Source organism: Treponema primitia ZAS-1 (assembly GCF_000297095.1).
GTDB lineage: Bacteria > Spirochaetota > Spirochaetia > Treponematales > Breznakiellaceae > Termitinema > Termitinema primitia_A.
Genome location: NZ_AEEA01000040.1, coordinates 44019 through 70108, shown reverse-complemented (window position 1 = coordinate 70108; position 26090 = coordinate 44019). Strand labels below are relative to the sequence as shown.

The 26090-nt window shown below is 51.8% G+C and carries 25 protein-coding genes; 20 read left to right on the top strand and 5 right to left on the bottom strand.

Annotated elements, in window-relative coordinates:
- The first annotated feature begins 6 nt into the window (after positions 1–6).
- Genes TPRIMZ1_RS0106760 through TPRIMZ1_RS20980 form a run of 3 tightly spaced genes read left to right on the top strand, consistent with a single transcriptional unit; the run spans position 7 to position 4230 of the window.
- Entirely contained in the window at positions 7–2352 is a 2346-nt protein-coding gene (locus tag TPRIMZ1_RS0106760; protein WP_010256730.1) for a hybrid sensor histidine kinase/response regulator, read from the top strand.
- Complete coding sequence (locus TPRIMZ1_RS20985; RefSeq protein WP_010256726.1) at positions 2345–3652, top strand: response regulator; 1308 nt, start codon at positions 2345–2347, stop codon at positions 3650–3652. The genes TPRIMZ1_RS0106760 and TPRIMZ1_RS20985 overlap by 8 nt, the downstream gene beginning before the upstream one ends.
- Positions 3580–4230: an adenylate/guanylate cyclase domain-containing protein gene (locus tag TPRIMZ1_RS20980; RefSeq protein ID WP_081503632.1), complete on the top strand. Its 651-nt coding sequence runs from the start codon at positions 3580–3582 to the stop codon at positions 4228–4230. The genes TPRIMZ1_RS20985 and TPRIMZ1_RS20980 overlap by 73 nt, the downstream gene beginning before the upstream one ends.
- Here TPRIMZ1_RS20980 and larA read toward each other — a convergent pair whose 3' ends face one another.
- The gene (gene larA, locus TPRIMZ1_RS18570) at positions 4231–5247 is read right to left on the bottom strand and encodes a nickel-dependent lactate racemase (RefSeq protein WP_269775812.1); all 1017 of its coding nucleotides are present in this window, start codon (positions 5245–5247) and stop codon (positions 4231–4233) included.
- Positions 5129–5515, bottom strand: coding sequence for a lactate racemase domain-containing protein (locus TPRIMZ1_RS20975; RefSeq protein ID WP_269775811.1), 387 nt, complete (start codon positions 5513–5515; stop codon positions 5129–5131). The genes larA and TPRIMZ1_RS20975 overlap by 119 nt, the downstream gene beginning before the upstream one ends.
- Before the next feature lie 87 nt (positions 5516–5602).
- On the opposite strand from TPRIMZ1_RS20975, the gene murG reads away from it, so the two are divergent.
- Genes murG through TPRIMZ1_RS0106725 form a run of 4 tightly spaced genes read left to right on the top strand, consistent with a single transcriptional unit; the run spans position 5603 to position 10095 of the window.
- Positions 5603–6703: an undecaprenyldiphospho-muramoylpentapeptide beta-N-acetylglucosaminyltransferase gene (gene murG / locus TPRIMZ1_RS0106740; protein WP_010256722.1), complete on the top strand. Its 1101-nt coding sequence runs from the start codon at positions 5603–5605 to the stop codon at positions 6701–6703.
- On the top strand, positions 6700–7197 hold the full coding sequence (locus TPRIMZ1_RS0106735; RefSeq protein ID WP_010256720.1) for a CvpA family protein: 498 nt from the start codon (positions 6700–6702) through the stop codon (positions 7195–7197). The genes murG and TPRIMZ1_RS0106735 overlap by 4 nt, the downstream gene beginning before the upstream one ends.
- A complete protein-coding gene (locus TPRIMZ1_RS0106730; protein WP_010256719.1) occupies positions 7190–8533 on the top strand; it encodes a DNA polymerase III subunit delta' in 1344 nt (447 codons plus the stop codon). Before TPRIMZ1_RS0106735 ends, TPRIMZ1_RS0106730 begins: the two co-directional genes overlap by 8 nt.
- Positions 8533–10095 (top strand): PP2C family protein-serine/threonine phosphatase, encoded by a 1563-nt coding sequence (locus tag TPRIMZ1_RS0106725; RefSeq protein WP_010256718.1) that lies wholly within the window; start codon positions 8533–8535, stop codon positions 10093–10095. The genes TPRIMZ1_RS0106730 and TPRIMZ1_RS0106725 overlap by 1 nt, the downstream gene beginning before the upstream one ends.
- 4 nt (positions 10096–10099) lie before the next feature.
- On the opposite strand, the gene TPRIMZ1_RS0106720 is transcribed toward TPRIMZ1_RS0106725, so the two are convergent.
- Both TPRIMZ1_RS0106720 and TPRIMZ1_RS0106715 read right to left on the bottom strand, forming a co-directional pair.
- A complete protein-coding gene (locus TPRIMZ1_RS0106720; RefSeq protein WP_051004290.1) occupies positions 10100–10672 on the bottom strand; it encodes an STAS domain-containing protein in 573 nt (190 codons plus the stop codon).
- A 22-nt stretch (positions 10673–10694) separates the two neighbouring features.
- Complete coding sequence (locus tag TPRIMZ1_RS0106715; RefSeq protein WP_010256713.1) at positions 10695–11129, bottom strand: ATP-binding protein; 435 nt, start codon at positions 11127–11129, stop codon at positions 10695–10697.
- Between the two features lie 106 nt (positions 11130–11235).
- Between TPRIMZ1_RS0106715 and TPRIMZ1_RS0106710 the strand changes: the two genes are divergently transcribed.
- Together TPRIMZ1_RS0106710 and TPRIMZ1_RS0106705 are read left to right on the top strand one after the other, a co-directional pair.
- Positions 11236–12504 (top strand): two-component system sensor histidine kinase NtrB, encoded by a 1269-nt coding sequence (locus TPRIMZ1_RS0106710; RefSeq protein WP_026043577.1) that lies wholly within the window; start codon positions 11236–11238, stop codon positions 12502–12504.
- Positions 12504–13862, top strand: coding sequence for a sigma-54-dependent transcriptional regulator (locus TPRIMZ1_RS0106705; protein ID WP_010256707.1), 1359 nt, complete (start codon positions 12504–12506; stop codon positions 13860–13862). Before TPRIMZ1_RS0106710 ends, TPRIMZ1_RS0106705 begins: the two co-directional genes overlap by 1 nt.
- Positions 13863–13942: 80 nt before the next feature.
- Here TPRIMZ1_RS0106705 and TPRIMZ1_RS0106700 read toward each other — a convergent pair whose 3' ends face one another.
- On the bottom strand, positions 13943–14398 hold the full coding sequence (locus tag TPRIMZ1_RS0106700; RefSeq protein WP_010256706.1) for a J domain-containing protein: 456 nt from the start codon (positions 14396–14398) through the stop codon (positions 13943–13945).
- Positions 14399–14582: 184 nt separating this feature from the next.
- Here TPRIMZ1_RS0106700 and TPRIMZ1_RS0106695 point away from each other — a divergent pair, with 184 nt between their 5' ends.
- The 11 genes from TPRIMZ1_RS0106695 to TPRIMZ1_RS0106645 all read left to right on the top strand — a co-directional run bounded on the left by TPRIMZ1_RS0106695 (position 14583) and on the right by TPRIMZ1_RS0106645 (position 26070).
- The gene (locus tag TPRIMZ1_RS0106695; RefSeq protein ID WP_010256703.1) at positions 14583–15647 is read left to right on the top strand and encodes an aldose epimerase family protein; all 1065 of its coding nucleotides are present in this window, start codon (positions 14583–14585) and stop codon (positions 15645–15647) included.
- A 92-nt stretch (positions 15648–15739) separates the two neighbouring features.
- Positions 15740–16354: an ATP synthase subunit E gene (locus TPRIMZ1_RS0106690; protein WP_010256700.1), complete on the top strand. Its 615-nt coding sequence runs from the start codon at positions 15740–15742 to the stop codon at positions 16352–16354.
- Between the two features lie 3 nt (positions 16355–16357).
- A complete protein-coding gene (locus TPRIMZ1_RS18565; protein WP_051004289.1) occupies positions 16358–16993 on the top strand; it encodes a hypothetical protein in 636 nt (211 codons plus the stop codon).
- Positions 16990–18753 carry a V-type ATP synthase subunit A gene (locus TPRIMZ1_RS0106680; protein ID WP_010256695.1) on the top strand — a complete coding sequence of 588 codons (1764 nt, stop codon included), beginning with the start codon at positions 16990–16992 and terminating at the stop codon, positions 18751–18753. Before TPRIMZ1_RS18565 ends, TPRIMZ1_RS0106680 begins: the two co-directional genes overlap by 4 nt.
- A gap of 9 nt (positions 18754–18762) precedes the next feature.
- Positions 18763–20061 carry a V-type ATP synthase subunit B gene (locus TPRIMZ1_RS0106675; protein WP_010256692.1) on the top strand — a complete coding sequence of 433 codons (1299 nt, stop codon included), beginning with the start codon at positions 18763–18765 and terminating at the stop codon, positions 20059–20061.
- Between the two features lie 8 nt (positions 20062–20069).
- Positions 20070–20672 carry a V-type ATP synthase subunit D gene (locus TPRIMZ1_RS0106670; RefSeq protein WP_010256689.1) on the top strand — a complete coding sequence of 201 codons (603 nt, stop codon included), beginning with the start codon at positions 20070–20072 and terminating at the stop codon, positions 20670–20672.
- Between the two features lie 49 nt (positions 20673–20721).
- Positions 20722–22668 carry an ATP synthase subunit I gene (locus TPRIMZ1_RS0106665; protein ID WP_010256685.1) on the top strand — a complete coding sequence of 649 codons (1947 nt, stop codon included), beginning with the start codon at positions 20722–20724 and terminating at the stop codon, positions 22666–22668.
- 13 nt (positions 22669–22681) lie between these two features.
- Complete coding sequence (locus TPRIMZ1_RS0106660; RefSeq protein WP_026043575.1) at positions 22682–23119, top strand: ATP synthase subunit K; 438 nt, start codon at positions 22682–22684, stop codon at positions 23117–23119.
- Between the two features lie 21 nt (positions 23120–23140).
- Positions 23141–24265, top strand: a complete 1125-nt coding sequence (ispG, locus tag TPRIMZ1_RS0106655) for a (E)-4-hydroxy-3-methylbut-2-enyl-diphosphate synthase (RefSeq protein ID WP_010256676.1) — start codon at positions 23141–23143, stop codon at positions 24263–24265.
- Between the two features lie 52 nt (positions 24266–24317).
- On the top strand, positions 24318–25445 hold the full coding sequence (locus TPRIMZ1_RS0106650) for a hypothetical protein (protein ID WP_010256674.1): 1128 nt from the start codon (positions 24318–24320) through the stop codon (positions 25443–25445).
- 52 nt (positions 25446–25497) lie between these two features.
- Entirely contained in the window at positions 25498–26070 is a 573-nt protein-coding gene (locus TPRIMZ1_RS0106645; protein ID WP_010256670.1) for an outer membrane beta-barrel protein, read from the top strand.
- Positions 26071–26090: the final 20 nt, after the last annotated feature.

Here is a 26090-nt window from a genome sequence, read left to right as displayed (position 1 = left end):
CGTTTTATGGCAATAGATAAGGGAAAGTACATCGGTAAATTTATCGATGAGGGAATTGAAAACATCAAGGTTGTAGAAACGCTGCTCTTTGAAATAAAAGACGGCGTTTCGGTGGATGATGATCTTGCAACCCTGCTGCGGGCCCTCCATACCCTGAAGGGCTCCTCCCGGATGCTGGAATTTAAGCGCATCGAATCCCTGACCCATGCCCTGGAGGGAGTTTTTGTGGCGGTCCGGGAACAGCGCATCGGCCTGACCGATAATGCCATGCGGCTTGCCCTGGCGGCTCTGGATACCCTTAAATCGGGGCTTGGGACGGTACAGAAGACCCAGAATGATGATATTGATATCATTGCCTTTGAAAAGGAACTTGCAGCTCTGGCATCGAACGAAGAATTCCTGGTGCCCGTAAGCCCCGATGCGGAAGGGGAAGTAAAAAGACAGTCCCCCTTACCGGAGAAAAAAAACGCAGAAGCCGATACGGGCCATGAACCTTCACCGGGCGGAAAAAAACGAAAGAAAAAGGGTGAAGAGAATCTTGTGGTCAGCGGCAGCAGGGCCATAGAAAAACAGGGTGACCGCTCCGTGGAAAAGGCGAATGCGGGAGAAGCGGCAGGGCAGGTGGCAAAGCGGGAGAAGCGGCAGGATGCAAAATCAGAAAGTATCCGGATTTCCCTTTCAAAAATAGACGCCATAATTAAAAGCATTGCCTCCCTGCAGTCCCTGGAAATAGCTTCAAAGACTATTTCAATGGAAACAGAAACACTGCATGAGTTGATAAAAGCATACTCCCGGGTCATTAAAACATCAAAGCTTGTGGATCCCGCACTGGTAAACCGGTTTAGAAAAATAGAGCAGATCAGCGGTAAAGTGAATTCCCGGCTCAGAAATTATTCCATTGATGTGGGAAACAACACCCGGAACGCCTATGACGGGGTCATATCCCTGCGTATGCTGCCTCTTTCTACTATTTTGGACGCCTATCCCCGGTATATATTTGAGATGTCCGCAGAGCTTGGAAAAAAGGTACAGCTTACCATTGAGGGAAGTGAAAACGAGATAGATAAAAATATTATCGAAATACTTTCCGATGTTTTTCTCCACATGATCCGGAATTCCGTAGACCACGGCATTGAGCCGCCGGAGGATCGGGTTGCCGCAGGAAAGGACGAGGCGGGACAGCTTATTATCAATTGCGCCCGGGAAAGCGGTAATATGAAGATCACCATTTCCGACGATGGCCGCGGTATTGATCTGGAAGCTATACGGAAAAAAGCGGTGTCCCAGGGCCTGGTAAGCGCCGATGTGGCTGCTTCACTGGGCCAGGAGGATCTTACCGGTTTCATTTTCCAAAGCGGTTTTACCACATCGGAAGAAATAAACAACATTTCCGGCCGCGGGGTAGGCATGGATGCGGTACGTTCCAGTATAGAGCAGCTTAAGGGTAGTATCCTGGTTGAGAGTGTTCCCGGCAGGGGAACGATATTTACGATCCTTGTTCCTCTTTCCATTGCTTCCCTCATGGGCTTCCCCATAGTCTGCGGAGAAATGAAATTTATAATTCCCTCAAATTTTGTGGATACCATTCTTCTTATAAATCAGGAAGACATTATTACGGTTGTTGACCGGCCGGGAATTAAATTTGAAAACCGGATAATAAAACTGTATTACCTTAACCAGATACTGCATCTTAAAACCGGCGGGGATCAGAATAACCAACGGGCTCTTTTTGTGGTTATCATCCATGCCTATGACGATGTTATTGCCCTGGTTATCGACAGCATCAGCAGTATGCGCTCGGTAATTCTTAAATCAATGCCCACCTTTATGGAGAACATCCACGTTTTTTCAGGGATGGTGTTGAGTGAAGACTATGAAATGGTGCCCGCCCTGCATATGCCGACGGTAATACGGATGGCCAAACATCTTAAGACCATAGACATGAAGAAGCGGCACATCGAATATGAAAAAATGCGAAAATCAGTACTGGTGGTTGACGATTCCCTTCCCACCAGGGAAATTGAGGGTGAAATTCTCAGGTCCGAAGGTTACAAGGTTGATACCGCAGCGGACGGCGCGGAGGCCCTTGCGGCGGCAAAGAACAGCTCCTATGATCTTATATGTACGGATCTTAATATGCCCATTATGGACGGCTTTATGCTGACCGAAAATGTACGCAAAAATGACGAGCTGTCCAAGATTCCTATCATTGTTATTTCTTCACGGGAGAGCGATGAGGATCAGAAACGGGCGGCTTTGCTCGGGGCAAACCGCTATATCATTAAAAATTCATTTAATAATCATAACCTGCTTACGGCAGTTAAGGAACTTATCGGGGAAGCCAATGGCTAGTATCAATTCACCGGGTAAACGAATACTGCTTTTTGAGGATTCGGATATTTTTGCCGATATGGTTTTAGAATTTCTCGATGCCCTTGGATACCAAACGAGACGGGCGGTAAATGGTTTTGAAGGAATTAAAATGGTATTCAGTTTTATGCCCCATCTTATCATTACCGATGTGGAGATGCCCCTCTTTAAGGGCTACCAGGCTACCCGTCTGCTAAAATCCCGGAAAAACACTAAGGTTATCCCTATTATTATGTTTACCAGCCTCAGTGAAATTAAGGATAAATTCTGGGGGGACCAGGCCGGAGCAGATTTTTATATAGAAAAATCGCCGGAGAATTTTACTGAGCTGCAAAACAGCGTAGCCAAGCTTTTGGCGGAGGCCCCGGAACCGGACTTTTCGGCGATCGAGCATGAGGGAAAACGGATTGACGATAACGCCTTAATAGAAACGGTAAACAATCTCCTGGACGCAAAGCTCTTTCAGACCACCGTGATAGGGATGTTGGCGGAACTTTCCGCCAAACTCGGTTCCCTGGAAGATATAGTCAGAGGGTTTTTCGATCTGCTTAATTATATCTGCGAAGCGGAGATCGTAACGGTGATGATAAAGGGCCAGGATAATTCCCTGGTTGTATATTCTGCGAATCGTGTTGGTTTTAATGAACCGATTGCTGAAGATTTTAATGCCATCAGCATTGCAGATTTTAATAACCTGTTCCCTGACTTTCAGGTTGCAAAAAGGCAAACAGAGGATTTTTACCCCCCGGGGGATAAGAAAAAACGCATCGAATCATACATCATGGTTCCCCTATTGGTCGGCGGCCAGAAATTTGCCACCGTGCATATTGGCAATTCAATCAAGGAATATTTTTCCCCCCTCATTATGGAAAACCTGGATGTTTTTTTAAGCGCCGCTTCCCCGATTATTTCAAACGCCCTTTCGATCCTGGAAATGGAAGAGCTGCAGAAGAAAACCCGGATAGCCTTTGCCCGTTATGTTCCCTCGGATGTGATTGATGAAATTATCCATAAATCGGCGGGAACTTCGATCCAGAGCGAAACCAGAAATGTGGTGATTTTTTTTCTTGACATACGGAATTTCACCAAGATATCCGAAAACTCAAGCGCCCAGGATCTTGTAGGTTTTCTGAACGCCTTCTTTTCCATCATGGGAAACGAAATAATCGCCGAGGGAGGCATATCGATAAATTTATCGGCGATGCCATTATGGCCATATTCGGCGCTCCCCGGCCTCTGCCCAATGCCCAGGCCTGTGCAATCCGCGCGGCGGTGCGGATGATTAAAGCCCTGTCGAAGGTGGATACCTCCCAGCTCACCCTGCCTGAAAAGGGCTTTGCCGTAGGCATTGGTATTAACAGCGGTGAATGCGTTGTGGGGAATATCGGCTTCCAGGACCGGATGGACTATACCGTAATAGGCGATAATGTAAACCTCGCTTCCCGGCTTGAGGGGGTTACAAAAATGTATCACCACCCAATCATAGTATCGGAAAATATGTACGAAGCCGCCCGGGATCAATTTATATTCAGAAAAGTTGATACGGTTAGGGTAAAGGGAAAGAGTAATCCCGTGGGACTCTACGCGGTATATGCCGCCTTTGCAGGCGAGCCGGCTGCGGCGGATTGCCAGGGCCCTGCGGCCGCTTCTTTGGTCATTGACCGGGAACTCCTTGATTGTTACGAAAAGGGGCTCCGGCTATTTTCGATGAAAGAATGGGAGACCGCAAAAACCTACTTCAACAATGCCCTGCGTATAGATGAGGACGATTATCTTTCTAAGGTTTATTTGGAACGGATCGAAGAGTACAGTCTCCTGGGGGAACCCGTGGACGATGCCATAACCCTGACCGAAAAATAATTACTGCAGCACCAGGGATACTGCGTCCGGAAGCACCGTGATGGGGCTGTTTTCCCTGCCTATAATCTTGTCCGCCATGGTCAGCGCTTCCTCCAGGCTTGCGGCATGGCGCATATGCAGGCCTTCAATAATATCCGGCGTAACGGCGGACACGAATATGACCGTCCTTTTCCGCAGTATCATTGCGGTTAGCTGAATTACCCATTGGTCCGGAACCGTTTCCTCCCGCCCCCGTTTTTCAATTTCCCCCAGCAGCGTATCCAGGGACGGGGATTCCTTAAAAATACGGTAGAAGGATTCCGACCCATGCCCATCCCTGCATTCATTAACGGAGATGATAACCCCCCCATTTTCGCAGACCAGATCCGCCTGCATGATCGACTTGGTGGACTGATAGACATTCTGATCCAGGGGATACCCTCCGTTGGAGGTGATCACCACCGGCGTTGCCGGCGCCCTTACCCCGCAGTGTTTCAAAACAAAATCGCATCCCGCCAGGTGGGCCTTTTCCATATCCCCCGCGAAGGCGGCGATAACCCGCTTGGCCGGGGAAAGGGCTACGTTCAGGATAAAGGCCAGCTTCGCCTGCCGTGCGGCGTAGAGCATATCCTGGTGGATCAGGTTACCCTCCAGGCTTCCCGGCCGGGAAGCGGGGTGCACCGTAAATTCGGCGTTATGGCTGGCAAGTACCGTAGTAAAGCTGGCGATACCCGGCAGGACGCTCTTACGGCCGCCGCTGAAACCCGCAAACTGGTGGGGCTCGATAAAGCCGTCCGCCACCAGGAGATCCGCCTCCGCGGCCAGGCGGTTTATCACCAGTTCCCCCCCGGAGGGCAGCCGGCCCAGGGATACCAGGGAAGAGGGGTCTTCTGAATTGTGGTTTATAATGGTTTCCCCTTTACATAGTTCGGCGCCGAATTTTTTTTTCCATCTCCTCCCGGCTTGTCGCCCGGTGACACCCCGTACCGATAAGGATGGTGATCCTTGCTTCCGGAGAAAAGCGGCGTATCTCCCCAAGCATGGCCGGCAGGGTAAGGCTGCTCGGCACAGGCCGGGTATGATCGCTGGTCAGGATAACTATGTTTTTCTTACCCCTCGCAAGTTCCGCAAGGGGAGGGGAAGCGATGGGCGCCGCCAGAGCCTGTTTGATTATATCAATCTCCGAAGCTCCATCCTCCGCCGGCGGAGCGGGACGGAGTACCCTGACACTGCGGTCCATTGGAACTGTGCAGGAAAGCTTTTTCGTACCGTAGGGAACTTCGATAAGCGTTGTTTTGGTATTCATTAACCCAATATACCATGATTTTATACTTTTTCAAGGCGGTTCCGGTTCTTAGTTGCTCCTTTGGGGTAAAGTGGGTATACTTTATTCATGATACCTATAGCCTTTACCGGGGGCGGTACCGGTGGGCATATATACCCCGGTTTGGCTGTGGCCGCGGCCTTGAAGGAACTTCTACCCTGCCGGATTTTCTGGATAGGCTCCGCCGCCGGAATGGACCGGTCCATTGTAGAAGAGGCGGGGTTTGAGTTTTTCGGCGTCCCTTCGGGAAAGCTCAGGCGGTATTTTTCCCTCAAAAACATTTCGGATATTCTGAAAATAAACGCCGGGTTTTGGGCGGCCCGGCGTATACTAAAAAAAGAGAAGCCCGCCTTGCTCTTTTCAAAGGGCGGCTTCGTCAGCGTTCCCCCCTGCGCCGCCGCAGCTTCCCTGGGTATCCCGGTGTTTACCCATGAGTCGGACTATAGCCCCGGGCTTGCTACCCGGATTAACGCCCGGTTTGCCCGGCGTATATTTACCGCCTATGAGGACACGGCGTCCTTTTTTGCCCCGGCTTTCCGGGAAAGGGTGGTGACCGCCGGTAATCCCGTACGGCCCGGCTTCCGTAATGCCGACGCCGCCCGGGGAAGGGCCTTCTTGGGGATTGGGCCTGATGAGCGGATACTCCTGGTTTTAGGGGGCAGCCAGGGCGCCCGGGAGATCAACGAACTGGTCAGGGAATGTTTGCCCGCCCTTACCAAATATTATACCGTGGTACACCAGACCGGCCCCAACCAGGGCTGGGATGTACCCGCTTCGGAACGATACCTTCCCTACGCGTATATCCGGGAGGATATGCCCCAGGTATTGGCCGCAGCGGAACTGATCCTGGGCCGCAGCGGCGCCGGTACGGTCTGGGAAGCCGCTGTTGCGGGGAAGCCCATGGCGCTCATACCGCTCCGGGGTTCGGGTACCCGGGGGGATCAGGTGGAAAATGCCCGGGTTTTCGAAAAGGCCGGCGCTGCGGTGGTAATCGGCGGCGCAGGGAATTTGAAGGAAACCGCATCGGCCTTGGCCCGCGCCGTGGCTGGGCTGGCGGAAAATGCGGAGCTGCGGAACGCCATGGCCGCTTCTTCGGCGCGTATGGGGAACCGGGACGGGGCGGCGCTGATCGCCCGGGAAATATTTTCGGCGCTTACTGGAGAAACATGAACATGGCGATCATCGACATCATCTTTATTGTACTTATTTTTATTCTGATCATCCGCTGTGCCCTGCGGGGGTTCATCAAGGAGATCATGTCCATGGCCTCGGTGGTACTGAGCCTTCTGGCGGCCCTGCTGTTTTATCAAGCCGGAGCTGCCTTTGTCCGAACGAAGATTCTCTCGGATGTGGCGGTATTGCCGGAGTTGATAGCCTTTGTCGCCATCATGGTAATCGTTTTGCTTGTTATCAAAATACTGGAGCATATCATCCAGGATATTATCTCCCGGATTAATCTTCTAGCGGGGCTTGATCATGCCCTGGGGCTCGTCTTTGGCCTATTGGAGGGGCTGCTTCTGGTAAGCCTGATCCTCTTCGTTATCGGCATACAGCCCCTGTTCAACCCCGACTCTCTTTTGGAGCATAGTTTTTTTGCGAAGTTCCTCGGGCCCCTGGTGGGGGAATTGAGGCTGCCCGTGTTGGGGGCGGGAAACAATGTTTGAAAATGTATTAGGCCAGCCGGTAATAAGCCTGCTCTCATCGGATATCAGCGGGGGAATCCTGGCGCCTTCCATGCTGTTTTCAGGTCCCCAGGCTTCGGGTAAGGGCAGCGCCGCCCTGGAGCTTGGGCGTGTCCTCTCCTGCGAACAAACAGGGGCCTGGAACTGTTCCTGTCCGGCCTGCGCCCGCCACCGCCAACTTACCCATCCGGATCTTCTCCTCCTGGGGCCCCGGAACTTTTCTGCGGAGATTGCGGCCTCCGCCGCCGCTTTTTTGCGGGATCCCCCGGTTCCGGCAACACGGTTCCTGTTTATCCGTTCGGTCCGCAAACTCCTGGCCCGTTTTTCCCCGGTCCTGTGGGAGGACGATCCAAAAATATCAAAACTAAATCCCCTTATTCAGTCCCTGGACGAGAATCTGGATGAATTAGACGCCGTAGATCCCGAGGCCCTCACTAAAACGGTGGATTCGATTCTAAAAATCAGTTTTAAACTGGAAGCCGAGGGCATTGGCGACCGTATCTCTGTAGCCCAAGTACGCCGGGCCGCGTGGTGGAGCCGCCTGGCGCCCCAGGGGAAACGGAAACTCCTGGTTATTGAAAACGCCGACCACATGCAGGATGGCGCCCGTAATTCTCTGCTCAAAATACTGGAAGAGCCCCCGGAAAGGGTAACCATTGTGCTTTCCACGGCCCATTACGAGGCGCTGCTCCCCACTATTTTATCCCGGGTCCGGCCGTACCGTTTTATCGCCCGGGACAAAACGGTGGAGGCACAGGTTTTACGCAAGATATTCCGGGATCCCCGGGAACAGGTGGATTCGATCAGCCTATACCTTGATTCCTTCCTTCCGGTTTCCGGTGAAACCCTCTATCCCCTGGGGGCCCTCTTCGTCGCCTCGGTTGCCATGGGATCGGTGATTACCCTAAAACGATCCGGCGCGCCGCTGAACGACCCCTTGGTAAGCCTGGGAAAATACACCGCCCCTATTGCGGAGGCCGCCGGTCTTGGACGGCCCCTGGAGGATACAAAGTCCCTGGTATCCAAGGTTTTGGAGGGCGCGGACAATTTTGAGCTCCGCAGCCGGTTCAGCCAATTTTTGCAGTCCCTCCTCACCCTGATTGGGGAAAGTCTTAATGCGCGGGAAACTTCGTTGCAAGTTGCAGGAGACCCGGGCGCCCTTGCCTATCGGGATATATGGCGCGCTGCGGTGCGGGAGGCGGAGAGCGCCGTGGGTACCTACAACCTGAGCCCCGCCCTTGCCCTGGACCGGCTCGCCTCTGAACTCAAGCGGGGTATGGTCAGTCACGGCTCTCCCCGTCTCATGGAAACATATTAATGAAAAGTCTGAAAACGCGTTTTTTCATTTTTATAAGCGGATTAGGTATTATTGTTTCCCTCGGCGTCGGAATTTTGATGTATTCCCGCTATCAGAATTATATAATAGATAGTTATCGGACAACCCTCTCGGAAGTGGCGGCGCTGGTACAAAAGCGGATGCCCGAATTGGCCGATACGCAGTATCTCTTAAGCGGGGCCAGGGAGCAGTCTCCTGATTTTTGGGCCAGGATTGAAAAGCTTGATCAGATCGCCGTTTCATTTAATATGCTGTATATCTATTATATGGAAAAGGTGGGGGATAAGTACCGGTTTTTATTGTCTTCGGACTGGACGCCGGATACCATTGATATTGATATTCTGCATGATCCGGATTATATCGGGGAAGATATGGATATCGCCTATAAAGAGCGGACGCTTCGAATTGCCGATAAACCGGTTGCCAATGAATACGGAAACGCCATTTCCGCTTACGTACCTATTATTAAGGACGGCGCCGTTTCCGGCGTTTTGGGACTTGATTTTGAAATAAGCTTTGTAAAAAGGCTGGAACAAAATGCTATTATCGCACTTTTCATATCGCTTATTCCGGTAATTATCCTGGCAGGAATTTTCGCATATATCCTTGCCCTGTCCCTGACAAGGCCCATTGCCAGGCTTGCAGAAACTGTACGGCGTATCGGCAGCGGAGACCTTGCCGCTAAAATTATCATAAAGGGGAATGATGAAATAGCAGAGTTGGGCAATGCCTTTAATAAAATGACCGGGGATATAAAAGCCCACATAGAAAATATCAGCAGGATAACTGCGGAAAAGGAACGGGTAAATGCCGAGCTTTCTATCGCCTCGGAAATCCAGAATGATATGCTGCCTAAAATATTTCCGAAATTTACCAGCCATAAGTGGCTTGCGCTGTTTGCGAAGATGATCTCCGCGAAACAGGTTGGAGGCGATTTTTATGATTTTTTCTATCTGAACGATGAAGAGACCAAAGCGGTATTTGTAATCGCCGATGTAAGCGGAAAGGGTGTTCCGGCTGCCTTATTTATGGTGATCGCAAAAACGCTTATTAAAGCAAAGATGCTCCGCGGCCTTGATCCGGCTTCCGCCCTTAGGGAGGTGAATGATCAGCTCAGCGAGGATAACACCCTGAGTATGTTTGTTACCGTTTTTCTTGTATGTCTTGATTTGGAAACCGGAAAGATGACCTATGCAAATGCGGGGCATAACAGGCCGCTCATTTCGCAGAATAACGAACCCTACCGTTTTATGGAACTTAAAAAAGGTATTCCCCTGGGAATGCTGGAAGGTTCGGAATACCAGCTTTGCGAGATCGGCTTTCATTCCGGAGACAGGCTTTACCTGTATACCGATGGGGTCAACGAAGCTATGAATACCCTTGAGGAACAATGGGGCAACGACCGCTTCCTTGAATCCGCTAATAAACACCGCGATTTATTGCCCGAAGAATTTGACACTGCCATACGGAATGACATTGCCGGGTTTGTATCAGGCGCCGAACAGTCGGATGATATTACCACCCTGGCTATTTACTATAAGTAATTGTTTATGCCGGTACTATTGGCGGCGGTTCCGGGGGCCGTAACACGGTCAATTTGCTTTTTGTCTCTATTTCCCGTGTAATTTCGAATAATTTTTCTTCAAATTTTGGGGTTGTGGTAGCTATCCCGGTCATATCAAGTACGAATTCTGTGATCCCCTGGGCCTGCAATTCCTTTATATGGTCGCTCAGGTCCCGGCCGGACTTCAGATCAGGATTGCCTGACATGGTTAAAACCGCTTTTGTTTCTGATTTTTCCTTTACCACAATGACATATTTTTCATCCTGAACAAAAAGGTCTATAAGGCCGACCACATTAAAAATTTCCCGCACCTCGGGGCTTATTTTACTAATGGCGAATGTGCCCTTCTTGGCGTTCATTTCTTTCATAATAGTAATGATTATCCGGATTCCCGCGCTGGAAAGAAATTTCAGTTCTGAAAGATCAAGGGTCAAATCGGTGGTCATCATTTTAATCTGTTTGAACCGTTTTTGTAACAGATCCCCCTCATTGGCATCCAACCTGCCTCTTATAGTGAGAATAAGTTTCGTTCCTTTTTGAAGCTCTAATATTTCCATGTTTATTGCCCAAATTCAGGTTTTATCCCTGCTCCTTGTTGGGAATTAATTTTCGTAGGGTAAGAATATTCTTCTCGTCTATTCTTTCGTATGTAACCGAATCCATCCATTTCCTTACTATATGGATGCCGAGTCCGCCAATCGGGCGATCCTCTATGCGGGCGTTTGTATCAGGAGCACCCTGTTCCAGGGGATTAAAGGGAATGCCGGAATCTTCAAACTGCATATACAGGGAGTTATCCTTAAAAGTAATCCGGATAAGCGCCTGTCCTACCCCAGCGCCGTAGGCATAATCACAAATATTTACGAACAATTCTTCCGTGACTACCGCAACATGATTCTGCATTTTCCGGGGGCAATGCTCATAATCCATTTTCTCCGTAACCCAATCTATTACCGCATCAAGGCCTTCGCGGGAAGCCGGCAGGCGTAATTCGGAATCGAAGGCAATCGCCATAATCCAGCTCCTTATAGTTACTATATTATACGTTAAATAAAAATGCAATCCGGGTGAATACGGATTGCAAAAAACACCAAGAATGGTTATTTTTAGGGAAGATACCATGAGAGAATTTATTAAGCGGGCCTTACAAAAACTCAATAAGATGACCGGGGAGCAGGTTCGGGATCTGCTTTTTTCCGCCGCCGCCGAAATAGACCGCCTGGAAACGGTACTGGATTCTATCACCGAGGGTATCCTGGTCTGCGATACGGAAAACAACCTGGTACTGGCCAATAAATACGCCGAACGGATGCTTCCAATCAGCTCTTTCGAGCAGGGGAAGGTTCCCCTGTGGCAGGTGGTACGGGATGAGAAGATCCGAGATTTTTTTGAGCTTACCCTGCAAAACGGCGACCGGGTGGAAGAGCGGGAATTTGATGTGGAGATCAATGGCACTAAAGTTCCCGGAACTTCAGTGCCCGGAACTTTAGTTCAAGGGGTCTCCCGGCTGCTCAGTATCAGCGTTCTTCCCCTGGTAAAGAACCATCAGGTTACGGGTTCCCTCATCTATATTGAGGACATCACCGAAAGACGGATCAAGGAGGCCCAGCTCCGGCGGGCGGAAAACCTTGCCAGCCTCACCACCCTGGCTGCCGGCGTGGCCCACGAAATCAAAAATCCCCTGGGCTCCCTTTCCATACATATCCAGCTGATCCAGAAGGCCATGGAGGCGAACAAGGAAATATACTACAACGCCCATCCCAGCGGTATAGACGCATTGGGCCAGGATCCCCGTTCATATTTTTCAAGTCTGGATAAGTATATTGGTGTGGTAAACGAAGAAATCGATCGCCTCAACCGGATCGTGGTAGATTTTCTGTTTGCGGTTCGTCCCATGAATATGGATTTCCGGGAAGGGGACCTCAATGTCCTCATAGAAGAACTGGCGGAGTTTGTCCGCTATGAGCTGGAAGAATCGGACATCAAATGTATTTTAGAACTTGATAAGAACCTTCCCCGGATAGGTTTTGACGAACGGTACATGAAGCAGGCGCTGCTCAATCTTATTAAGAACGCCCAGGCTGCCATGGATGGGGGGGGGAAGCTTACCCTAAAAACCGAATTTCTGGATGGGGAAATCCAAATCCTTGTGTCGGATACCGGTATAGGGATACCGGATGGAAATATTTCTAAAATATTTGAACCCTATTTTACCACCAAGGAAACAGGTTCCGGCCTTGGACTGACCCTGGTCTTTAAGATAGTTCGGGAACATCGGGGGGAGATTTCCGTAAAATCAAAGGAAGGGGAGGGGACCAGTTTCAAAATCACCCTGCCCATACCCCAGAAGGAACGGAAACTCATCACCTTTGAAGGCGGGGAGGAATAATGCAATTTAGAATCCTCGTTGTAGATGATGAAAAAAATATCCGGGAGGGGCTCGCAGCATCACTGGAGATGGACGGGTATCAGGTTGAAACCGCCGCCGATGGGGATGCGGGGTTCAAGCGTTTCAGGAAGGGCGATATTGATCTGCTCATCACCGATTTACGGATGCCCGGCATCAGCGGAGAAGAACTGCTCAAGAAGGTAGATTCGGAAACTCCGGGCATCCCGGTGATAGTCCTCACCGGTCATGGCACGGTGGAAAATGCCGTGGCGGCCATGCGGAACGGCGCCTACGACTTCCTCACAAAACCTGTGGACCTGGGCCATCTCTCCCTGCTGGTAAAGCGGGCTCTCCAGGGCCGGGAACTGTTTCTCAAACACCGTCGGCTTGAGGAAGAACTGGAACACGAGAAACAGTTCAGGACCATGGTGGGTACCAGCGCCCCCATGCGTCAGGTCTTTGATACCGTAAGCCGTGCCGCCCCCTCCAAAGCCTCGATCCTCATCACCGGGGAATCCGGCGTGGGGAAAGAACTGGTGGCGGACGCCATCCACGATCTTTCTCCCCGTAAAGGCAAGCCCATGATCAAGGTCCACTGCGCCGCCCTTGCCGCCAGCATCCTGGAGAGCGAACTCTTCGGCCATGAGAAGGGAGCCTTCACCGGCGCGGTGGTCCGTACCCGGGGCCGTTTCGAGCTTGCCCATGAGGGGACCCTTTTCCTGGACGAGATCGGCGAAATCGATCAGAACATCCAGATAAAGCTTCTGCGGGTGCTCCAGGAAAAAAAGTTTGAACGGGTAGGGGGGGAGGAAACCATCGAAGTTGATGTCCGCATCGTTGCTGCCACCAACAAGGACCTCAAGGCGGAAATAGAAAAGGGTAATTTCCGGGAAGACCTCTACTATCGGCTCAACGTGGTCAATATTTTGGTCCCCCCTTTACGGGAGCGGAAGGACGATCTTCCCCTGCTTATTACCGCCTTCCTCAGGGAGTTTGCCGAGGAAAACGGCAAAACCCTGGAGGGTATAGATGATAAAGCCCGGGCGGCCCTCTACGCCTACGACTGGCCCGGCAATGTACGGGAACTGCGGAACTGTATGGAAAGCGCCGTGGTCATGACCCGTGGTCCGGTGATCACCGCGGAGGATCTGCCCCCCACGGTCCGCACCCAGAACGACTCGCTCTGGATCAGGATACCCTTGGGAACCACCATGGAGGAGGCGGAGAAGGTCATCATCCGGGACACCCTTTCCGCCCACAAGGGCAATAAGAGTAAAGCTGCGGAAGTCCTGGCCATGGGCCGCAAGACCCTGCACCGGAAGTTAAGCGAGTGGGGAGAAGACGACAGCGGGGAGTAAGGGGCTTCTGAAAAACTCACTCCTCCAGCAGAAAATCTATGATGTTTACTATTTTATAGTACACTATCATTTTTCGCTTTTTATTCCGCCTTCCCCGTTGCCCGCCACTTTTCTATCCGGTCATAGGCCGCGTTTATTCTGGCGGATTTTTCCGTAGCCTTTTTCATATTCCCCTCATGTCCCGCATGCCGGTCCGGGTGGTGCAGTTTCAACAGCTTTTTATACGCAGCCTTGCACTCCTCCGCGGAAGCGCCGAAGGGTAAGCCCAGGGCGTCAAAGTCTCCCCTAAGGCTTTCCGGCGGAGTCTTACTGCCCGCATTCCCGGCGTTGCCTTCATGGCTGAAACCGTTTTCCCCGGTATCCGCCCGGCCACCGGCTTTATCCTTCCCTTCCAGGAAATCGTCAAGCTCCTCATACGCAGCATCCAGATCCGGATCGGCGTAACGCCGTCCCATAGAAGGACCGGCGGTAAAACCAGGTCCTGTATCATTGAGATAGCTTCTTATAACATCACCCAGGCGGTCAAAAATACCCACGAATTCACTATACCTCCCCTATATATCAAAAACAAGAACCCCCTTCCACCGTACAGCAATTCCAAATTAGGAATAACCACGGACCACACAGACCACATGGTTGAATTCGGAATTCCTGTCCACCGCGTAGACGCAAGTATATTTCCGGGTTAAACTATTTTTATATTTTTAAGGGGGAAGATCCATGAAAATCAGCAAAAAAACCTTCGGCGTACTTGCTTCCGGAAAAAAGGTGCGGCTCTATACCTTGAAAGCGGGAGATTTATCCCTATCTATCTCTACCCTGGGAGCAACCTGGACATCCCTATTGGTGCCCTCCTCAAAAAAAAGAACCGATGATGTGCTTTTAGGCTTTCCCACCCTGGCAGGGTATGACACCCCGAAAAACTATGTGGGGGCAACCATCGGGCGTTTTGGTAACCGTATAGGCGGGGCGCGATTTGCCCTGAATGGTAAGACCTACGATCTCTATAAAAATGATGGGAAGCATAGTCTCCACGGCGGCTGGCGGGGTTTTGATAAATTCCTCTGGAAGGCCGAGGCTTATGAGGAGCAGGATGGCGTCTTTGTCCGGTTTGAACTGGAAAGTCCCGACGGCGATGAGGGCTACCCGGGGAACCTAAAGGCGGTGGTAAGCTACGGTCTTACCAAATCACATGAACTTGTGGCCGATTATCAAGCCCAGGTGGACGCCCAATGTCCGGTAAACCTAACAAACCATGCGTATTTTAACCTAGCCGGGGAGGGCAGGGGGGATATCCTCGGCCACGAGCTGCAAATTCACGGCGCCTCCTATGTTGATGTGGATAAAAACCTCATCCCCACGGGAAAATTGCTGCCCGTACAGAGTGCCGGGACCACAGGCGCCTTTGATTTTACCGCCCGAAAACCCATAGGTCGGGATTTTAAGGGTACCCTGGGAACGAATGGGACCGATGGACCCGGGTATGACCATTGTTTTGTGCTGGACGGCGATCCGGGCAAGCTGCGGCCCTGTGCGGATGTTTTTGAACCCCTTTCAGGCCGTTCCATGCGGGTTTTTACTACCCAGCCGGCGGTCCAGTTCTATACGGGGAATTTTCTGGACGGGCTTGTCGGAAAAGAAGGTTCAGTATACAACAGGCACACCGGGTTCTGCCTGGAGACCCAGCATCTGCCGGATTCTCCGAATCATGGGGAATTCCCTTCCTGTATCTTCGGGCCCGGCCGGGATTACCATGAACGGTCTATTTTTTCGTTTGATTGGTAATTTAAGAATTTTTTGTATTTTTTATTTAATGGTCTTGCATATTTCACTTGTTGCCGATACAATTTCATTTGTTGCTATTTAAAGAGGAGCTTATGGAAATTCAACTTCAAGAACTTATTGATAAGATAAAGAAGGACGGAATTGTTTCCGCTTCAGAGGAAGCTGCCCGCCTAAAGTCCCAGGCCGATTCCGATGCCAAACGGATAGTGGAATCCGCCCAGCGGGAAGCCGAGGGGATCATTGCCAAGGCTAAGACGGATTCGGAACGCTTCGAAAAAGCCGGTACCGCCGCCCTGGAACAGGCTTCCCGGAACCTTGTCCTTGCCTTTAAAGGTGAAATTGAGGCCTTGCTGGACAAGATTATTGCCGCCAAGACGGCTTCCTCCTATGGCGAGGATACCCTTAAGGCGATAATTCCGGAATTAGTAAAAAGCTGGGTCTCCAAGGGCGCCGATTCTTTAGATCTCATCCTAAGCGAGGATAATCTCAATAAACTCCGGTCCTATTTCAATGATCAGCTCGTCTCGGAGATAAATAAGGGTGTTGAGTTAAAATCAGACCGTAATTTAGGCGCCGGTTTTCGCATTGCCACCAAGGATGGGTCCGCATATTACGACTTTTCCGTTGAATCCGTGGCGGAGTTGCTCTCGTCCTATCTAAATCCCCGGTTAGCGGAGATACTTAAAACCTCAGCAAAGGGAAACTAAGCAGTGGGCTCCTACTATTACTTAGCAGCCCAGCTCCCCAACCTCGTCTATGGTCAGAGCGCACCCATGACTTCTGCATATTTTCGGGAGCTGGCCAAGTCCCTACTGGATGCCGAAGACGGCGCCCTGCTGGATGTGGTTAGTCTGGACCCGGAACTTCCGGGGAAAAACGCCGCCGGTGACGGGAGGCCCTCCTATGCGGAGAACGCATCCGCTTCTGGCAGCGAGTTTATTGACCACTGGCGGGAATGGGAACGGACTCTGCGTCTTAACGTAGCCCGGTACCGCGCCCAGCGGACGAAACGGGATACTGCGGCCCCGGTGGAGCCCCCCATATATCCGGCGGATGCCGTAGCTGCGGCGGTTAAAGCCGCTGTGGCCGTGGAATCCCCCCTGGAAGCGGAAATGGTTCTGGATAAGGCCCGGTGGGAAGCCATCGGTTATTTACAGGGATTAGATAACTTCAGCCGGAACGTTGCGTACGCCTATCTGCTCAAGCTGCTCATCCTGGAGCGGCGTGCATCGTTTAAAACGGAAGAAGGATTTAAGGAATATAAAACACTCTACGCTGCCATATTGAGCAGCGCACAGTCGAGTGTACTCGGACCGGTAGGTCCGTCCGTGGGAGAACCTAAATGATCGGAACAAAAGGTACAGTGGAAGCCGTTAACGGCAATATGGTGAGCGTCCGTTTTGACGGGCCTGTCTCCATGAACGAAGTGGGCTTTGTCAAGGTTGCGGACAAGCAGCTTAAAAGCGAGGTCATCCGCATCAGGGGTGATATTTCCCAGCTCCAGGTCTTCGAGGTTACCAAGGGTATCGCCGTGGGTGATACGGTGGAGTACACCGGGGATATGCTCTCGGTGGAAGTGGGGCCCGGCCTTTTAGGTCAGGTCTACGACGGCCTCCAGAACCCTCTGCCCAAACTGACGGCGGTAGCGGGTATGTTCCTGGAACGGGGCATCTATCTGGACCCCCTGCCCTCGGATGTGGCCTGGGAATTTACCCCGGTTGCAAAAGTCGGCGATACGGTTGAACGGGCGGATACCCTGGGTACGGTGCCGGAAGCGGCCTTTACCCACCGGATCATGGTTCCCTTCGGCCTGTACGGAACCTATACCGTAGTTTCCATAAAAGGCCCCGGTTCGTATAAGCTTCGGGACACCATTGCGGAGCTCAAGGATGAAAAGGGAAACACCGTACCGGTAAGCCTCTCCTTCCGCTGGCCCGTAAAGCGGCCCATAGACTGCTTTGTGGAACGGTTTAAGCCCACGGAGCCCATGGTTACCCGTGTCCGGCTTATCGACACCTTCTTCCCCGTAGCCCGGGGCGGTACCTACTGTATCCCCGGACCCTTTGGCGCCGGGAAGACCGTCCTTCAGCAGATCACCAGCCAGAATGCGGACGTGGACATCGTAATCCTCGCCGCCTGCGGTGAGCGCGCCGGTGAAGTGGTGGAAACCCTCAAGGAATTCCCCGAATTAAAGGATCCTAAAACTGGTCATTCCTTAATGGAGCGGACCATTATTATTTGTAATACCTCTTCCATGCCCGTTGCTTCCCGGGAAGCTTCGGTATACACCGGGGTGACCCTGGCGGAATATTACCGGCAGATGGGGCTTAACGTCCTGCTCCTGGCGGACTCTACCAGCCGTTGGGCCCAGGCCATGCGCGAAATGTCCGGTCGTCTGGAAGAAATCCCCGGCGAGGAAGCGTTCCCCGCTTACCTGGAATCCACCATCGCCAGCTTCTACGAAAGGGCCGGTACGGTTCGGCTAAGAGACGGGAACGTCGGGTCCGTAACCATAGGCGGTACGGTCAGTCCTGCGGGCGGTAACTTTGAAGAACCCGTTACCCAGGCAACCCTAAAGGTTGTCGGCGCCTTCCACGGTCTTTCCCGTGAACGTTCCGATGCCCGTAAGTTCCCCGCTATTCACCCCCTGGATTCCTGGTCCAAGTACAAGGGCATTATAAACGCAGAAAAAGTGAGCTATGCCCACGGCTTTATGCGCCGGGGCAGTGAAGTAGAGCAGATGATGAAGGTCGTCGGCGAGGAAGGAACCAGTATTGAAGATTACGTAATCTACCTCAAGGGCGAGCTTATCGACTCGGTGTACTTCCAACAGAACTCCTTCGACGCGGTAGACGCTGCGGTCAGCCCGGAACGGCAGAAACACAGTTTTGCTTTGCTTCTTAAGATAATGGCTACCCTGTTTAGCTTTCCGGATAAAAACGAAGCCCGCAGTTGGTTCAACCGGCTCAGGCAGAAATTCTTGGATTACAATGGATCGGAATGGCAGAACGATAAATTCAAGGCCCTGGAAAAGGAAATTGAATCCACCGTGGCCGAACAGTCCAAGGGCCTGGATAAAGCGGCCGAAAAAATACTTGCGTTATAGGACGGAGTCATGAACAAAGTATATAGTAAGATCGAATCCATTACCGGAAGCGTTATTACCGTGAAGGCCGAGGGTATCCGTTACGGGGATCTCGCCGAGGTGGACACCGTATTCGGTACTTCCCTGGCGGAGGTTAACCGTCTGAACGGGGATCTGGTTTCCCTCCAGGTATTCGCCGGAGGCCGGGGTATTTCCACCGGCGATACGGTCCGCTTCCTGGGCCGGCAGATGCAGGTACCCTTTTCGGACAACCTCATGGGCCGGGTATTCTCCGGTTCCGGAACCCCCCGGGATAACGGACCAGCCCTGCACGATAACCCCATACCCATAGGCGGACCTTCGGTTAACCCCGCCAATCGTATTATACCCCGGAACATGATCCGTACCGGTATCCCCATGATTGACCTCTTCAACACCCTGGTGGTGTCCCAGAAGCTGCCCATTTTCTCGGTTTCCGGTGAACCCTACAACGACCTCCTGGCCCGTATTGCCATGCAAGCCGAAGTAGACGTTATCGTTCTGGGAGGTATGGGTCTTAAATACGACGACTACCTCTTCTTTAAGGATACCCTGGAAGAGGGAGGCGCCCTTTCCCGTACGGTGATGTTCGTACACACCGCGTCGGACCCCACCGTAGAATGTCTGATGATTCCCGATATGTCCCTGGCCGTGGCGGAACAGTTTGCCCTCCAGGGCAAGGATGTGTTGGTCCTCCTTACGGATATGACCAACTTTGCGGACGCCATGAAGGAAATCTCCATCATCCAGGAGCAGGTTCCTTCCAACCGCGGTTACCCCGGAGACTTGTATAGCCAGCTTGCCAGCCGCTACGAAAAGGCGGTTGACTTTGAGAGCGCCGGTTCCATCACCATCCTGGGTGTTACCACCATGCCCGGCGACGACGTTACCCACCCGGTGCCGGATAATACGGGGTATATCACCGAAGGTCAGTACTACCTTAAGAATGGCCGTATCGAGCCCTTTGGTTCCCTTTCCCGGCTTAAACAGCAGGTTAACGGTAAAACCAGGGCGGACCACCGGGCTCTGATGGACGGTATGATCAAGCTCTACTCAGCCTACCGGGATACCCTGGAAAAGAAGGCCATGGGCTTTATCATGACCCCCTGGGATGCAAAACTCCTCAAGTACGGGGAACTCTTTGAAAAGAAGATGATGGACCTTACGGTCAACATACCCCTGGAAGGGGCCCTGGATCTGGGTTGGGAAATCCTTTCGGATTGTTTCAGCCCCGAAGAAACGGGACTGCGGACTGAACTTATTACGAAGTTCTGGCCTAAGAAGGACTAAGTGTATCCATGGCAAAGATAAAGCTGACTAAGAATGAGCTTAAAAAGCAGAAAGACTCACTCAAGATGTATCAGCGGTATTTGCCGACCCTGATGCTCAAGAAGCAGCAGCTTCAGGGTGAAATTCGTACCACCGAAATTCGGATCAAAGAACTGATGGAAGAAAAAGACCTTCTGGACGAGTCCTTTAAAAACTGGGTCGGTGTCTTCGGTGAAACCGGTGTTTTTGTTCCGGAGCTTTTGAAGATTACCAGTCTCAGGACCTCGGAAGGAAACATCGCCGGTGTGTCCATACCCATATTCCAGGGTGCGGATTTTGAGGTCGCCCCCTACGACTTAGCCCGTACGCCCCTGTGGCTTGATGTGGCGGTGGAGAAGATGGAGCAGGTGATACTCCTGGATTTGGAAGCACAGATCCTGGAGGAACAGCGTAAGCGCCTGGACCACGAGTTACGGGTTACTACCCAGAGGGTGAACCTCTTTGAGAAGATTAAGATTCCTGAGACTAAGGGAAGTATAAAAAAGATAGGCGTCTACCTTGGGGATCAGCAGACCTCTGCGGTAGTGCGGGGCAAGATCGCCAAGAGCGGATTGGAGAAGGCAGCGAAATGAACATTCACCCGACGAACACCGTGAGGAGGTTCCCCTCGTGATCGTACCTATGAAGAAAGTGTCCCTGGTTATCCAGGATAAGACACAGATTGAAGCCCTTACCAAGCTGCGGGAACTAGGGGTGGTGCATCTGGAGCGGAAAAATGTTTCCTCCGATTCGCTGTCCAAGGTGTTTGAACGGAAAACCAGGGTGGAAACTGCCCAGGGCCTTCTCCGGCAATATAAGGCGCCCCCTAAGAAAAAGCCCGATACGAACAAAGGGTGGGTGGATCGTAAGCCGGTCGCCGGCGTCGCCCGAGGCCGGCGGGCTGCGGATATCCTTGGAAAAGAAGATTCCGAATTTTACTCCATAGATGCGATCAATGCCCCCGAACGGCCGGATCTGGTGGATATGTTGGTGGGTTGGGGTAAGGAACTTAAAGCCTGCCAGGATCGTTTAGCCTTTCTTGCCCGGGAAACTACCCGGCTTAAAAATTGGGGGAGTTTTACCCCCGAATCTCTCAGGGAACTGGGGGCAAGCGGCGTAAATATCTATCTTTACGAATTGATCCCCTCCGTATTTGCAAACCTTCCGGAGGATACCAAGTATATCCTCAAGAATCGGGATAAGGGTTCGGTACGGATTATCGTTTTTGACAAGGAACTACCCGGGGTCTCCCCCATACAACTGCCGGAGAAATCCCTTTCTGAACTGAACGCCGAAGCTGCGGAATTACCCGGTAAGATTGCGGAAATTGAAGGGAAGTTAAAGAACTTCGCGGACCGCAAGTCGGTGCTGGATAAGGAAATGGCCATTGTTCAGGGCCGGATAGATTTTGAAGTGGCCCGGGCGACCCTGGAATTGGTAGACGATATTCCCGAGGATCTTGCCGTTTCCTACTTCTCCGGTTTTGCCCCCCAGGAAGATGTGGGTCTCCTCAAGCGGGCCGCTGCGGAAAATAACTGGGCCCTCATCGCCGACGAGCCGGGTCCGGATGAAGAGGTACCCACTAAGCTTAAAAACAACAAGCTGGTAAGCCTCCTCTATCCCCTTACGGATTTCCTGGAAACCGTTCCGGGCTACCACGAAGTAGATATTTCCGGCTGGTTCCTGTTGTTCTTCTGTATTTTCTTCGGCATGATCTTCGGTGACGCGGGTTACGGTTTAATCCTCCTCGCAACCGCCCTGTTCGGTATTTTCAAAACCGCCAGGAAGGGTACCCCGGCAATTTTTAAGATGATGCTCCTCTTGAGTATTTCTAACATGGTATGGGGTATTCTTACCTGTTCCTGGTTCGGGCTTCCTTTGGAAATGGTTCCTGGGGCGCTTAAGAATATATCCCTGCCCCTCATATCAAGTGCGGAGGCGGCAAAATCCCCGGAAGCTTCGGCGCTGGTGGATCAGAATTTGCAGATATTCTGTTTCTCCCTGGCTTTACTGCAGCTGTCCATTGCCCATGTGATAGGCATTATCAGAAATATAAAAGAAAAGTCCCTCAAGTTTTTTGCCGACCTTGGCAACCTGGCTATGCTTTTCGGTATGTATAATGTGGTTCTCTTCCTGGTGGTCAGTAATGATTACCGGCCCATCCCCTTCCTGCCCCAGTCAATGTATCTGCTCATAGGCGGCTTTGTTCTGGTCTTTGTGTTCGGCAGCTACGAAGGAAGTATACTGCGGTCCCTTGGGGCAAGCTTCTCAAATATCATTTCGGTGATTTTGGGGATTACCAATGTGTTCTCCGATATCATGTCATATATCAGGCTTTGGGCGGTAGGGCTTGCGGGGGCCTCAATCGCCTCCACGGTGAACAGTATGGTCGGTCCCTTGTTGGGGAGTTTCCTGGTTTTCTTAGGTCTAATCCTGCTGTGTTTCGGTCATGGATTAAATCTTGTTCTCAATGTATTATCAGTACTAGTCCATGGGGTTCGTTTGAATACCCTGGAATTTTCAAGTCATTTGGGTCTGACATGGTCGGGCACTGCATATAGACCGTTTGCTGAAACGGCAAAAAAGTAAATAGGAGTAAGTCATGAGTTTTGGATTATTAGGAGCAGGTCTTGTAATGGGGATTGCCGCCCTGGGCTCGGCACTGGGTATCGGTATTGCCGGTCAGGCAACAATCGGCGCATGGAAGAAATGCTACATAGCCAATAAACCGGCGCCGATGACCCTGCTTGCATTTGCGGGCGCACCGTTGACGCAGACTTTCTACGGTTTTATTTTGATGGGGCAAATAAAGACGGCGGTTGCTGCGAATCCTGAAAACGCATGGCTTTATGTCGGTTTCGGTTTTGCCTCCGGTTTAGCCATGGCCTTTTCTGCCATAGCCCAGGGTCAGGCAGGCGCTGCGGCTGCGGACGCTCAGGGAGAAACCGGTAAAGGTTTTGCCCAGTACATCGCGGTGGTTGGTATCTGCGAAACCGTCGCCCTGTTCGCCATGGTTCTCTCCATGACCAGCTTAGGCTAAGAAGAAGAGTTTCTTTACAAAGTGTCCCGGGTCCTGACTATTGGTGGTTTTGATCATGTGGATGGTATAAAGTTAGGCGGTAGCTTTCCTGTGGTTATTCAGACCATGTGGAAGGACCGCCTTTCTTTTTCTGATCTGGAAGGTTCCGCCGGGGAACAAATCCTGGAACGGATAGGGCGGCTTAAACAGATGGGCTGCGCTCTCCTCCGTTTTGCGGTTCCGGATCCGGAGGCCGCCGAAGTTCTTGGGGAGCTTTCTTCCCGGGTTTCCATGCCCCTGGTGGCGGATATTCATTTTGATTATAAAATTGCCCTCCGCTGTCTCGATTATCCAATAGCAAAGATACGCATTAATCCCGGGAATATAGGCGGCCGGGACCGGGTGGAGAAGGTTTTGTCCAAGGCCGCAGCAAAGGGCATACCCATCAGGATTGGCGTTAATGCCGGAAGCCTGCCCCGGGACTTGGCAGCCGGTGTTGATGCGGGGAAGCTTAGCCAGGCGGAAGCTTTGGTGAGCGCTGCGGAGCGGGAACTGGCAATCTTCAGGGAATTCGATTTTTCTGCCCGCATGGTGTCCATGAAGGCATCTTCGGTTGCGGATACTATCAGGGCGAATAGGCTTTTGGCAGAGCGGACCGATGCGCCCCTCCATATAGGGGTTACCGAAGCGGGGCCCCTTATCGCCGGGGTGGTGAGGAATACTGCGGCCCTCCATACTTTGCTCGGGGAAGGCATAGGGGATACCATCCGCGTTTCCTTGTCGGATACCATGGAAAATGAGGTAATAGCCGGCAGGGAGATACTCAATACGACGGCGGAAACTTCGGAATGCGCTGGGGAGCGGCAAGGAGCGGCTGCGGGGAAAAAGGGGATTACCATTGTTTCATGCCCCCGCTGCGGCAGGAACGGGTTTGATACCCACGGCTTTACCCAACGCTGGCAGGATATTCTGTACGCCATGGACAAGAACCTGACCGTTGCTATTATGGGCTGCGCGGTAAACGGCCCCGGGGAAGCCAGGCATGCCGATCTGGGGATAAGCGGCGCGGGAAATAAGGTGCTGATCTTCCGGCATGGCGAAGTAATCCGGACCATTGATGCCGCCGATGCGGACGCGGCTTTCCGGGAAGAACTGGACCGTTTGTAGAAAGGGTGGCTTTTTTTATCCGGCTGGGGTACAGTAGAGAGAGGGAGCGTTGGTGAGAAAAACAATCTTAGTATCCCTTCATATTATCTTTTTATCCTTTATCTGCATTCCGGCCTTTGCCCAAAGGCAGATGGATCGTCCCTATTGGTATACCTTGGAACGGGGTAAGCTTTTTTTCAGAAGCGGTAATTATGGAGAGGCGCTTATAGCCTTTGTGGAAGCCCGGGATCAACGGAGGGCCATGTATACCCGGATGGAGCAGGATCTTATTACCCTTCTGTCCATACCGGAGGTTCGCCGCATGGGGGACTCCCTGGAACTGATAGAGCCCTATATCGCCGAGCGGGGACATATAGACGCGGCGGCGGCCCTGGCGGAACTGTATTATCGCCTTCCTCGGGAATCCTTCAGGGATTCCGCCCAGGCAGCTCTGGAAGCCATTGGCCGTTATAAGGAATTCCCCGACGCCGAATACTGGATTGGCGAGGCCTATAGGGTAGAAGGAGAGTTGGGGATAGCCCTTAGACAGTATGAAAAGGCCTATGCACAGCGGATTTTGCTGGAAACCCCGGGCTTTGACCTTGAGATCCTGTATAAGATTGTGGATATCCACCGGCTCAGGCAGGAATATACCGCCATGGAAGAACGGCTCTTGGAGATCCTGAAGCGGGATACCCTCTGGTCCCAGGATTCTTCTTCCTTTGTCAGAACCGCCATGATGCGGACCCTGGAAAATGAAGGGGTGGGCCGATTTTTGACCCTCTACCGCTACAATAACCAGGATGTGGAGCGGGCGCACCGGCTTTTAGGGCTCTATTACCATGCCCTGGGCCGGGATAACCGGGGGGTGGAACACCTGCTTTTTGCCTTTTTAATTCAGAATAGTATAATGGTCGAGGAGATCCTCAGGACACAATTCGATTTTTCCTTTAGTACCCTGGACCTGCTTATGGAGCAGACCCCCCGTCGGCCGGTTTTGCTTTCATATATCGAAGAAGTCGAATACTATAAAACCATATATTATCTGGGTACCAGTCTGAACGGCAGCGGCAAGCTGCCTCCCGCACGGGAACTCTGGGCCTTCCTGTCCCGCCGTGGCGCCGCTGCCGGAGAGTGGGGTACCCGAGCCGCCGCCCAACTGCGGAGCCCCTTCCTGGAGCGGGCCGTCGAAATGCCATAGAATCTATTGATTAATAGTTTATAAAAAATTACAATTTTATTAGGAGTACGAAATGAAAAAAATGTTTTTTGCTTTGATTTTTTGTGTGAATATTACCGCGTTTTCTTTGTTTGCCTTTGAAGCGGAGGATCTTACTAAATATCCGAGCGCAGTGCCGGCGAACAGTTTTGCGGTAAATATCGGTATTGGCCTTAATTATCCGAAGGATGGGAATTTAATAGTTCCACCGCTTTCGGCATCCGTTGATTACAATCTGCCTATTGGCGGTTTGCCCTTCTTCCTGGGTGGTATTGTGGGATTTTATAGTTCCGGGGAAGATAATAGCCTGCTCGGAGCTAAATATGAATATACCTATTCCAATCTCGATCTTGGTTTCCGTATTGGGTATCATTTCAACTGGGATGTTGATGGCCTTGATACCTATGCTGTGGGAACCTTTGGGTATCAGGCTGAGTGGCTTGAATGGAAATCCGGCGGCCTTTCGGGTGATGATAGCGATGGTTCTTTGCTTTTTGGGGCAGCCGTTGGAGCCCGTTGGTTCTTTACGCCGGTTATAGGGGTATTTATGGAATTGGGATACAGCGCGTTGTCTTTTGCCTCTACCGGGCTTAGCATCCATTTTTAAGCGATTAAGCAAAGCTCAGA